Annotated in this window: 11 protein-coding genes; 1 reads left to right on the top strand and 10 read right to left on the bottom strand. The window is 70.6% G+C overall.

What is annotated here, in order from left to right:
* On the bottom strand, positions 1-284 hold a 284-nt coding region (locus AB0J09_RS05750; RefSeq protein WP_360685695.1), incomplete at its 3' end, for a transposase.
* Positions 285-518: 234 nt separating this feature from the next.
* Here AB0J09_RS05750 and AB0J09_RS05745 point away from each other — a divergent pair.
* Positions 519-662: a hypothetical protein gene (locus AB0J09_RS05745; protein WP_360685692.1), complete on the top strand. Its 144-nt coding sequence runs from the start codon at positions 519-521 to the stop codon at positions 660-662.
* Between the two features lie 477 nt (positions 663-1,139).
* Here the strand turns inward: AB0J09_RS05745 and AB0J09_RS05740 are convergent, their stop codons facing one another.
* From AB0J09_RS05740 to AB0J09_RS05700, 9 genes are read right to left on the bottom strand one after another with little or no spacing between them, the layout of a single operon-like run.
* On the bottom strand, positions 1,140-2,573 hold the full coding sequence (locus AB0J09_RS05740; protein WP_360685689.1) for a gamma-aminobutyraldehyde dehydrogenase: 1,434 nt from the start codon (positions 2,571-2,573) through the stop codon (positions 1,140-1,142).
* Positions 2,574-2,597: 24 nt separating this feature from the next.
* Positions 2,598-2,948, bottom strand: coding sequence for a cupin domain-containing protein (locus AB0J09_RS05735; RefSeq protein WP_360685686.1), 351 nt, complete (start codon positions 2,946-2,948; stop codon positions 2,598-2,600).
* Between the two features lie 25 nt (positions 2,949-2,973).
* On the bottom strand, positions 2,974-4,350 hold the full coding sequence (locus tag AB0J09_RS05730; protein WP_360685683.1) for an FAD-binding oxidoreductase: 1,377 nt from the start codon (positions 4,348-4,350) through the stop codon (positions 2,974-2,976).
* A complete protein-coding gene (locus AB0J09_RS05725; RefSeq protein ID WP_360685680.1) occupies positions 4,347-5,414 on the bottom strand; it encodes an ABC transporter ATP-binding protein in 1,068 nt (355 codons plus the stop codon). The genes AB0J09_RS05730 and AB0J09_RS05725 overlap by 4 nt, the downstream gene beginning before the upstream one ends.
* A 58-nt stretch (positions 5,415-5,472) precedes the next feature.
* Complete coding sequence (locus AB0J09_RS05720; protein WP_360685677.1) at positions 5,473-6,267, bottom strand: ABC transporter permease; 795 nt, start codon at positions 6,265-6,267, stop codon at positions 5,473-5,475.
* Positions 6,264-7,169: an ABC transporter permease gene (locus AB0J09_RS05715; RefSeq protein WP_360685674.1), complete on the bottom strand. Its 906-nt coding sequence runs from the start codon at positions 7,167-7,169 to the stop codon at positions 6,264-6,266. The genes AB0J09_RS05720 and AB0J09_RS05715 overlap by 4 nt, the downstream gene beginning before the upstream one ends.
* Positions 7,154-8,248: an ABC transporter substrate-binding protein gene (locus AB0J09_RS05710; protein ID WP_360685671.1), complete on the bottom strand. Its 1,095-nt coding sequence runs from the start codon at positions 8,246-8,248 to the stop codon at positions 7,154-7,156. Before AB0J09_RS05710 ends, AB0J09_RS05715 begins: the two co-directional genes overlap by 16 nt.
* Positions 8,241-9,725, bottom strand: a complete 1,485-nt coding sequence (locus tag AB0J09_RS05705) for an FAD-dependent oxidoreductase (protein ID WP_360685668.1) — start codon at positions 9,723-9,725, stop codon at positions 8,241-8,243. The genes AB0J09_RS05710 and AB0J09_RS05705 overlap by 8 nt, the downstream gene beginning before the upstream one ends.
* A complete protein-coding gene (locus AB0J09_RS05700; protein WP_360685665.1) occupies positions 9,722-10,918 on the bottom strand; it encodes an FAD-dependent oxidoreductase in 1,197 nt (398 codons plus the stop codon). Before AB0J09_RS05700 ends, AB0J09_RS05705 begins: the two co-directional genes overlap by 4 nt.
* Position 10,919 lies beyond the last annotated feature (1 nt).

Genomic DNA, 10,919 nt, shown 5'->3' with positions numbered 1-10,919 from the left:
TGCCAGCGCAGCAGGTCGTGGATCGTCTTGTCAGTGCCGTCATCACGCCACTTGCTGAAGTAGTAGTACGTCGCGCTCTTGGGCGGCAGGTCGTGTGGCAGATAATCCCATTGGACCCCGGTTCGTCCCTGGTAACGGATCGCGTTAACGATCTCGCGTAACTCGTAGTTGCCCTCGTGGCCGCTGACGGACGGGTGCGCGGCCTTCCACGCCGCGAGTACCGGCTCGATCAACGCCCACTGTGCGTCGGATAAGTCACTCGGGTACGGCTTGCGCTCGCTCACGCGGCCATCCCAGCACATCCCAGCCCGCCAACCGGTGGTAACGCTACAAATCCGTCCGATCACATTGCGACATCACTGGCATGGACTCGCGAAACGCACTCTTAGAGCTTGGTGGGCTCGGTGCTGCTTGTAGAACCGCTCGCGTCGTAGTTACTGTCAAGTCTTCTCGCCATCCCTATGAGAGCGTTCTCGAACTTAGCGACGGCCGTTTGCTCTTCCTGGTGATAGGTCTCCATGAACTTCTCGAAGGTGCGTGACAGCTTCCTGGTCGGCGGAGACGCTGAGGAAGTCCAGAGCACTACGTACCTCGACCCGCGCCTCGATCTCGGCTTCGTGGCAGTCTTCGGACAGGTCGACGATGACCGCGCTGATAGCTGAAAGGTCCTCGTCTTCCTGGTAGGCGATGGTGAGCCGAAGAAGGATTTTTGGCAGTAGCTTGATCGCTCGGTCGGTCAGCGTACTGGCCTGTACTGGGCGCCGACCGTCGCAGACAACAACAGGTCCTGGCCCTCCTCCACCAAGACCCCAACCGCCCCTGGCCGGCCCGTGGCATCGCCCAACACCTCGGCGATGTCACCCTGAACACGATGTATCGGCAGCTATCGCGCTGGGCCGTCAGCCGGCTCATCCGCAAGATCAAACCAGGTGTCTACACCGCCGAAACAATCTCCGCAGCGCTCTTGCCAGCAGCTCAGAAACCTTAACTACCTGGCCTTGGTGCTTCACTCCAAAGCGTGGACACCGGCGGTCATGCAGCGAGCAGCACCTTATCGGAGCGTTGTTCATACCCGGCCGGGCTGACGACGCCATTCGGCAGGCTCTTCTCGCGCCACCCACACCGGCCGCAGCGGATCCCTACGCCTCGATGGCGCTCATGACGTGCTTGATCCGCGTGTAGTCCTCGAAGCCGTAGATCGACAGGTCCTTGCCGTAGCCGGAGTGCTTGAAACCGCCGTGCGGCATCTCAGCGACCAGCGGGATGTGCGTGTTGATCCACACGCAGCCGAAGTCGAGCCGCCTGGCCATGCGCATCGCCCGCCCGTGGTCCCTGGTCCACACCGAGGACGCCAGGCCGTACTCGGTGGCGTTGGCGATCCTGAGCGCGTCGGCCTCATCGGTGAAGCGCTGTACGGTGATGACCGGACCGAAGATCTCCTTGCGGACGATCTCGTCCTCCTCGCGCAGCCCGGAGACGACGGTCGGCGCGTAGAAGAACCCCCGGTCACCGACCCGTGCCCCACCGGCCTTGATCGTGGCGTGGGTGGGCAGCCGCTCGATGAAGCTGGAGACGTGTGCGAGCTGTGCCGCGTTGTTGAGCGGCCCGAAGTCGGGCTCGTCGACGCCGGGACCGGTGCGCTGGGCGCGGGCCTGCTCGGCAAGCGCAGCTACCAGCGCGTCGTGGACGCCGTCGGCGGCCAGCACCCGGGTCGCGGCCGTGCAGTCCTGCCCGGCGTTGTAATAGGCGGCGCCGGCGATCTTGCGGGCGGCGGCCTCGACGTCGGCGTCGTCGAAGACGACCACCGGGGCCTTGCCGCCGAGTTCCAGGTGGACCCGTTTGAGGTCCGCCGCGGCGCTCCCGGCCACCTGCATGCCCGCCCGGATCGACCCCGTGATCGACACGAACTCAGGGATCTCGTGCTCCACCAGGGCACGGCCGGTGTCCCGGTCACCGAAGACCACGTTGAGCACGCCCGGCGGCAGGAACTCGGCGGCGATCTCCGCCAGCAGCAGCGTGGACACGGGCGTGGTGTCCGACGGCTTGAGCACGACGGTGTTGCCCGCGGCGATCGCCGGCGCGAACTTCCACACCGCCATCATCATCGGGTAGTTCCACGGTGTCACCTGGGCGCAGACCCCGATCGGCTCCCGCCGGATCATCGATGTGTGGCCCCGGGCGTACTCACCGGCGGACAGCCCGGACAACTGCCGCGCGGCGCCGGCGAAGAACCGGATCTGGTCGGCCATGGGCGGCACCTCGCCGGACGCCGTCGCGCCGCGCGGCTTGCCGGTGTTGCGGCACTCGGTGTCCACGAGGCGGTCGGCGTTCGCCTCGATCGCGTCGGCGATCCCGAGCAGGGCGCGGGAGCGCTCGGCTGGGGTGGTGTCGCGCCAGTCCTCGAAGGCGCGGGCCGCGGCGCGCATGGCCAGGTCCACGTCGGCGCTCGACGAGACGGGAGCGTGTGCGAACACCTCTCCGTTGGCGGGGTCGATCAGCTCGCTGGTGACGCCGTCGGCGGTGTCGGCGTGGCGGCCGTCGACGAAGTTGCGGAGCACGGGAAGGTCGGACACTGGTACGGATCTCCTATATGCGATTCAGAGGCGCGTGGTCACGTAGGTCTTGCGTACGGTCTCGTGGACGTGCCACTCCCCCTGCCAGCCCGCAGGCATGACGAGGGTGCTGCCGGGCCCGACCTCCTTGGTTGTGCCGTCCCGGCTCACGATGGTGGCGCGCCCGGACAGGATCTGGCAGACCTCGTGATAGCCGTCGCGCACGGCGGTGAACGTGCCGGGTGTGCACTCCCACACCCCGGCGCTGGTCCTGCCGTCGGCGGACGTCCACGCCCTGAGCGTCGCCTCCTGCTGCTCCCCGCTGGTCGAGGTCGGCTTGGCGGCGTACGGGCCCAGGTCAGCCGTGATCGCGTCGGGCACGACGATGCTCTTCAACTCTTGTCTCCTTTCAGCGGGCCGCTCAATGGCGGCGGGCGACCATGTCGGCGACCTTGGCGATGGGCGACGACGTGGGACGCCCTTCGACGATCTCAGCGCGGTCGGCGGCGCGGTAGGCCGCGTACATGCCCCGCACGCCGATCCAGCGCAGCGGCTCCGGCTCCCACTTGCGTACCCTCCGGCCTACCCAGGGCAGCCGGGTGAGGTCGGTGTCGGCGCCGAGCACGAGGTCGCGCAGGGTGCGGCCGGCCAGGTTGGTGGTCGCGACGCCGTGCCCAACGTAGCCGCCGGCCCAGCCAAGCCCGGTGCGCCGGTCGAGCACGGCGGTGGAGCACCAGTCGCGCGGAACGCCGAGCACACCGCACCAGGCGTGCTCGACCGCCGCGTCCTGCAGCACCGGGAACAGCCGGACCAGCGCGTCACGCAGCGCCCGCACTGTGCCGGCGTGCGTGCGCCCATCGTCGTCCGTCCGGGATCGAAACCGGTACGGGATGCCGCGGCCGCCGATCGCGATGCGGTCGTCGGCGGTCCGCTGGGCGTAGATGTAGGCGTGCGACATGTCGCCGAGCAGTTCGCGGCCCTCCCAGCCGATCTCGTCCCAGATCCGCTCGGGCAGCGGCTCGGTGACGATCAGCGAGGAGTTCATCGGCAACCAGGTCCGCCGCTCCCTTCTCAGCCCGGCCGTGAACCCTTCCGTGGCCCGCAGCACGAACTTCGCCCGGACCGTGCCGTACGGCGTGCGCGCCTCGTGCGGCACGATCTCGGTGACCGGCGTGGACTCGTAGATGCGCACCCCGAGTCCCTCGACGACCCGCGCCAGGCCCTGCACGAGCTTGGCCGGCTGGACGCGGGCGCAGTGCGGGCTGAACGACGCTCCCAAGGCTCCGTCCACCCTGATCCGGGCCGTAGTATGCGCGGCGTCGAGCAGCTGTAGGTCCTCGTCGCCCCACGAGCGGGCGGTCTGGACGCCGGCCACCAGCCTCGGCAGGTGTGACGGGGCGTGCGCCACGCGCAGGATGCCGCCCTTGACGATGTCGGCGTCGATGCCCTCCGCGCGGACGACGTCGATGACCTCGTCCACGGTCGCGTTCATGGCCTGCTGCAGAGCGTGGACGCCGGTGCGGCCATGGGTCCCGGCGAATCTGCGGGGCGAGCCGGCGAGTGCCGCGGTCAGCCAGCCGCCGTTGCGCCCGGAGGCGCCGAACCCGGCGAACTTCCGCTCCAGCACGACGACGTCGAGTCCGGGGTCGGCCTTCTTCAGGTAGTAAGCGGTCCACAGGCCGGTGTATCCGGCGCCCACGATGCAGACGTCGGCCTCAACGGAACGTTGCAGCGGGGGACGCCGGGCGGGGAGCCCGATCTCCCGGTACCAGAACGACACTCCGCCGTTGACGGTCACGTGAAGATCCTTTCTATGGTCGGATCGTCGGGCAGCAGGACGCAGTCGTCCGGATGCCAGCGCAGGACGGCCCGATCGCCCACCCGCAGATCGCTGAGCGAGCCAGCCTGCTCGCGCACCAGACCGTGGCCGCCGTCGGGCAGGGCCACCTCCAGCTTGCGGGCCGCGCCCAGGTAGATCTCCTCCACGACCGTGACGGGGACAGCGTTGGCCCCGTCCGCGGTCACGGGCTCGTCCGGCGTGAGCCGCAGCCGCTCCGGCCGCACGACCAGCGCGGCCTTGCCGCCCTCGATCCGGCCGGGCGCCCGTACGGCGAAGCCGGCGCCGTCGATCGCCGATCCGCTCCCGTCGGGGCGGGCGGTGCCGCGCAGGATCGTCGACTCACCGAGGAAGCGGGCCACGAACAGCGTGGCGGGGCGCTCGTAGAGCTCGCTCGCGGTGCCGACCTGCTCGATGCGGGCGTTGTTGAACACCGCGATCCGGTCGGAGAGGATCAGCGCCTCCTCCTGGTCGTGGGTGACGAAGACGAAGGTGGACCCGATCTCGCGGTGGATGCGCTTGATCTCCAGCTGCAGGAACTCGCGGAGCTTACGATCGAGCGCGCCGAGCGGCTCGTCCATGAGCAGCACGCGGGGGCTGAACACGATCGCCCGGGCCAGCGCGACCCGCTGCTGCTGCCCACCGGAGAGCTCGGCCGGATAGCGGGAGGCGTGGTCCGGCAGCTGCACGGTCTCCAGAGCCGCGGCGACCAGGCGCTCCCGCTCGGTCTTGGGGACCTTGCGCTGCTGGAGCGGGAAGGCGATGTTCTGCGCGACGGTCATGTGCGGGAAGAGCGCGTAGTGCTGGAAGACGACGCCGATGTCCCGCTTGTGCGCGGGCGTGCCGCCGACCGGGCGGCCGTCGATCTCCAAGGCACCGGCCGAGAGGTCGGTGAATCCGGCGATCATGTTCAGCGTCGTGGTCTTCCCCGAGCCCGACGGGCCGAGGAAGGTCATGAATTCCCCCGGCTCGATGGTCAGGGTGACGTCGTCGACGGCGACGGAGTCGCCGAAGCGCTTGGACATCCCGCTTAGGTCGATGCGAGCCCCCTTGGCTGCCGGCGCGCTTCCGCCTTCGGGCCGGTCAACGGGCACGGTTCCTCCTTGCGGCCAGGGTGAGTCCGCCGGTGACCAGGAGCGTGGTGAGCACCAGGATCATGGTCGCGGCGGCGGCGAGCGTCGGGTCGGTCTCCCGGGTCACGCTCGAGTACATCTGCACGGGCAGGGTGACGAGGGCCGGGCTCTGGATGAACAGCGAGACCACCACCTCGTCGAACGAGGTCACGAAGGCGAACAGCGCGCCGGAGACGACGCCGGGCGTGATCAGTGGCAGCGTGACCCGGCGGAACGTCGCCCAGCGGCCGGCGCCCAGGCTCGCCGCGGCGGTCTCCAGGCGGACGTCGAACGTGCCCAGGGACGCCGACACCGAGACGACCACGAACGGCAGCGCCAGCACGGTGTGCGCGGCGACGAACCCGGCCAGGGTGCCGGCGAGCTGGAGCTTCAGGAAGACGGCGTAGACGCCGATGGCGACGATGATCCCCGGCACGATCATGGGGGCCAGCAGGAGCACGTTGGCCACGGCGGCGCCCCGTCTGCTCGTCCACCGGCTGAGCCCGAACGCCGCGGCCGTGCCGAGGACGGTCGCGACGACGGCCACCAGCACGCCGACCAGCAGCGAGTTGGCCAGCGCGAACACCCAGCCGGGGTCGCCGAAGAAGTTGGCGTACCACCGGGTGGACCAGCCGGTCGGCGGGAAGGTCAGCGACACCTTGTCGGTGAAGCCGAGCGGGATCACCACCAGCGTGGGCGCCACCAGCCAGGCTGCCACCAGCACGCCGACCACCCACAGCGCGGCGCGGGCGAGACGCGCGCTCATCGCGTGCCCGCCCTGGTCCGGCGCCCGGCCCGCACGACCAGGCCGAGCAGCCCCATCAGCAGCAGCGTGGCCGCGAAGAGCACCACGGCCATGGCGCCGCCTCTGCCCCACATCAGCATGCCGTTGACCTGCGTGTACATGAACTGCGAGATCAGCGCCTCGCCGGGCGATCCGAGCAGCGCCGGGGTGACGTAGAAGCCGAGGGAGGTGATGAACACCATCGTCGCCCCCGTCGCGACCCCCGGCAGGGAGAGCGGCACGAAGATCCGCAGCAGTGCCACCACCGGCCTGGCCCCCAGGCTCTCGCCGGCGACGAGGAGCCGCCGGTCGATGCCGCTCATCACGGAGTACAGCGGCAGCACCATGAACGGCATGAGGATCTGCACCATGCCGACGAGCACCCCGGTCTGGCTGCGGACGAGGCCGACCGGTCCCACGCCGATTAGCCCGAGCAGCCCGTTGACCACGCCGGTGTCCTGCAGCAGCACGAGCCAGGCGAAGGTGCGCACCATCAAGCTGGTCCAGAACGGCAGCATGACGATCAGCAGCAGCGCCGCCCGCGCCCGAGGCGAGGCCACGGTCATCAGGTACGCGTACGGGTAAGCCAGCGCGAGGCAGATGACCGTCGACCACAGCGCGGCCGAGAACGTCCGGGTCAGCACGGCGACATTGGCCGGCGAGCCGAAGAACCAGGAGAAGTTCTCGACCCCCGGCGTGGGCGTGGTGAACGCGCTGAGGAACGTCTGCGCCACGGGATAGACGAAGACCGCCAGGAGGACGAGCAGCGCCGGGACGATGAGCAGAAACGGCCAGTGCCTGGCCAGCCGCCCGCCCTTCGCCGAGTGCGCGGGCGCCGCTCCGGCGGACCGGCCGGGGGCGACGGGACTCAGGAGAGCAGCCACTGCTGGAACCTGTCGTTGACCGTGTCGCGGTTCTTGCCCCACCACTCGTCGTTCACCTTGACCTGGGTGTCGAGATGGGTGGTGGGCAGGTTGGCCTTGGCTGAGGGGTCGACCTTGTCCTGCGCCGCGACGTTGACGGGGCCGTACGGCAGGTATTTGGTCAGTTCGGCGGTGGCCTCGGCGGAGGTCATGTGCGCGATGAGCTTCATCGCCGCGGCCTTGTTCTTGGTGCCCTTGGGAACGACCCAGTAGGCCTCCTGCGACAGCCAGGAGTCCCAGGCGATCGCGATGGGCGCGTTGGCCGCGGACTGCACGGCGCGGGCGATCCACACCATGCCCATGACCGCCTCGCCGCTTTCCAGGTACTGCTGCGCCTGCGCGCCGGTCTCCCACCAGATGAGCTGGTCCTTGATCGTGCCGAGCTTCCGCAGCGCGCGGTCCACGTCGATGGGATACAGGTCGGCGGGAGCGACGCCGTCGGCCAGAAGGGCCAGTTCGAAGATGCCGCCGCCCACCGACTTCCATGCGGTGCGCTTGCCCGGGATCTTCCGCACGTCGAAGAAGTCCGCCCACGGCTCGGGCTTGGCGCCGCCGGTCTTGTCCGAGCGGTAGGCGAGGACGGTGCCCTCCACGTCGGCGCAGACCCGGTACGTCTGCGCGTACCCCTTGATGATCGATGCCTTGTCGACGACGGAGTAGTCGATCGGCTCCAGCCACTTGGCGTCGGTCTCGCCGCCGAAGTCGTTCCCCACGACGACGATGTCCCAGGACGGGTTGCCGGATTCGGCCTGCGCCTTGATCTTGGCGTTCTCGGAGGGCCCGTCCTCCTTGACGGTTATGCCATTCTTCGCCGCGTACGGCGACCACAGAACCTTGGCCTGGAACTTCTGGTAGTCGCCGCCATAGCTGGCGATGGTCAAGGTGGTGCCGTCACCGCCACCGCCGCCGCCCGGGGACGAGGAGAAGCCGCCGCCGCACGCGCTGAGCACGCCGGAGGTGGCGAGCAGGCCGAGCCCCTGGCCGCCGCGGATGAGAAGGGTCCGGCGGGAGAGCTTCCCGTGCGCGCTGATGTCACTCAAAGGTTCCTCCTGAAGGAGATGGCCGGCACGGCCTGCCGGGCCAGGGGGGTTGCAAGGGTTCGGGCCGCGGCGGCCATCGGGCCAGCCGAGCGCCCTCTTCGGCGCCCTGGGCCAGCGCCAGGGCGGGATCGGTCGTGCCGGCGGCGCCGCCGGCCACGCCCACGCCGCCGGGCGGCTCGCCAACGCCCTGGCCGGGCGCGGCGTCGAGCATGATGTCGCCGTGGTAGAGCCGCTGGAGGAGCAGTTCCTCGGCGGGGCGCCGCCCCGCCGACACCACGACGACATCGCAGCCCAGCCGCACGGCACGCCCCCCGTCCTGCGGCCGGACCGCCAGACCGGTCACCCGGCGGCGGCCGAGCGCCTCCAGCACGGTGTGCCCCGTCAGGTGCGGCACCTCCAGGGGCGCGACGACGCCCGTGCCGACGGCGGTCTGTGGCCGGACGTCGACCAGCGCGGCGATCTCGACTCCGACCGCGCGGAGCTGCGCGGCCACGGCGTAGCCGTGCGCGTCGGCCGTGACGACGACCGCGCGGCGGCCGGGCCGCACATGGTCGATGTTGATCAGGCGCTGAACCGCTCCGGCCAGCATGACGCCGGGACGGTCGTTCCCGGGGAAGAGCAGCGGCTGGTCGTAGTCGCCGGTCGCGACCAGGAGCCGATCCGGCCTCAGGACGAGCACTCCCTCAGGGGTGTGCACCGGCAGCAGGCCGCCTTCGTACCAGCCGAGCGCCGTCGACCCGGTGAGCACCTCGACCGACGGATGCGCCGCCGCCCTGGCCGCCAGCCGGGCGACGAGCGCGAATCCCGGCTCGTCACCGCCGCCGGGCACCGGGACCGGGGCCGTCTCCGCGCGCAGCGTCCCGCCCAGGTCGTCCCCTTGATCCACGAGAGCGACCTCCAGCCCGGCGTCGGCGGCGGAGAGCGCGGCGGCGAGGCCGGCCGCCCCTCCGCCGACGACGGCCAGCGCGGTCCGCCGCCGGCCCAGGCCGGGTCGTGCGGCACGCGCGATGGCGCCGGGCGTGACCTCCCTCGCGCCGCCCGCGATCACGCCCATGGCGCGCTCGGCCAGATGGGCCAGGCGGGGCGAGCGGCGGAACAGGCGGAACTGGAACCCCGCGGGGACGAACGCCGAGAACCGGTCGATCACGCCGAGGAGGTCGTGGTCGGCGTTCGGCCAGGCGCGCTCACGCCGCACCGACTCGCCGCCGCGCAGCGGCGTCGCGCACCCCGGCACGCCGTACTGACCGTCGATGGTCAGCTGACAGCTGGGACAGGACGGTGTGCCGCAGGTCAGCCCGATGCCGCGGGGACGGTGGTATTTGAAGCTGCGCGACAGCACCCGCACCCCTGCGGCGTGCAGCGCGGTGGACACGGGCTCGCCCTCGTACCCGTGGAGCGTGCGGCCCTCGAAAGTGAAGGCGACCCGGCGGGCCCGGGCGTACGGCGCGGCGGGATGGGCGGTGATCCTCAGGTTCACGCGGCGCTCTCCCCCTCGGAGGCGACCACGAGGGCGCCTTCCTGGATGAAGCGGCCCTCGTGCAGCCTGGTCACCGAGAACGGGCGGATCAGCTCGGGCATGGTCCCGTCGTGGATGCCCTGGGCGAGCAGCGCGCCGCTGGCAGGGGCGCCCATGAAGCCGTAGACCCACCCGCAGGTGAGGTAGAAGCCGCTGACCTCGGGGGCCGGGCCGATCACCGGAGACAGGTCCTCGCTCTGGTCCACGAGCCCGGCCCAGTGCCGCAGCAGCCGGACCCCAGCCAGCCGGGGCAGCAGCCGGACGAACTTGGCGGCCATGTCGAGGAGCAGGTCGTAGGTGCCGTTGAGGCTGTCGCTGACGTCCGGCACGGGCAGCTCGGTGCCGCCGACGAACTCGCCTCTCGCGGTCTGGTGGCAATAGCCGAGCAGTTCGAGCGTGGCGAGCGCGGGCCGCAGGAACGGGGCCACGGACTCGGTGACGATCATCTCCAAGCGGCAGGTCCGCGTGGGGAGATCGACCCCGGCCATGCCGGCGACGTGCCGGGCGGCCCCGCCCGCGGCGTTCACCACGATCGGAGCGGCGACATCCCCCTTGTCGGTGCGCACGCCGCGGACCTGTCCTCCGGCGACGTCGACGCCGGTGACAGTCACCCCGGTGTGCAGTTCCACGCCGAGCCGCGCGGCGGCCCTGGCGTATCCCCAGACGACGGCATCGTGATGGGCGAACCCGGCGTGGTCCTGGTAGACGCCGCCGAGCGCGAGCTCGGGATTGACGGCGGGGACGATCTTCCGCGCCTCCTCGGCGGTCACGAACTCCGAGCGCAGCCCCAGCGCGGCCTGCCGTACGACGTCAGCGCGGCACTGCTCGACCTGCTCGGGCGTGGAGGCCAGCACGAGATAGCCGCTGCCGGAGAACAGCACGTTGAAGTCGAGTTCGGTGGAGAGCGTGCGCCAGCGCCGCAACGACTCGTCGAACAGCCCGCTCCACTCTCGGGAGCCGAACGCCGAACGGATCATCTCGCCGTTGCGCCCGCTGCCGCCTCCACCGGGGTAGCCGCGATCGAGCACGGCGACATCGTGGATGCCGAGCTTGGCAAGCTCGTAGGCGAGGGCCAGGCCCTGGACACCTGCTCCGACGATGACGACGTCGTACGTGCGGCGCAGCGGGGTCCGGGCGGCTCCGGGGATTGCCATC

It is taken from the genome of Nonomuraea sp. NPDC049784 (assembly GCF_040659615.1).
Lineage (GTDB): Bacteria > Actinomycetota > Actinomycetes > Streptosporangiales > Streptosporangiaceae > Nonomuraea.
This window is presented reverse-complemented; position numbering and strand designations above follow the sequence as displayed.

Excerpts from the sequence above, each read along its gene's own strand:
- AB0J09_RS05725 (WP_360685680.1), bottom strand. The coding sequence starts at position 5,414 with ATGTCCAAGCGCTTCGGCGACTCCGTCGCCGTCGACGACGTCACCCTG.
- AB0J09_RS05700 (WP_360685665.1), bottom strand. The coding sequence starts at position 10,918 with ATGGCAATCCCCGGAGCCGCCCGGACCCCGCTGCGCCGCACGTACGAC.
- AB0J09_RS05745 (WP_360685692.1), top strand. The coding sequence starts at position 519 with ATGAACTTCTCGAAGGTGCGTGACAGCTTCCTGGTCGGCGGAGACGCT.
- AB0J09_RS05720 (WP_360685677.1), bottom strand. The coding sequence starts at position 6,267 with ATGAGCGCGCGTCTCGCCCGCGCCGCGCTGTGGGTGGTCGGCGTGCTG.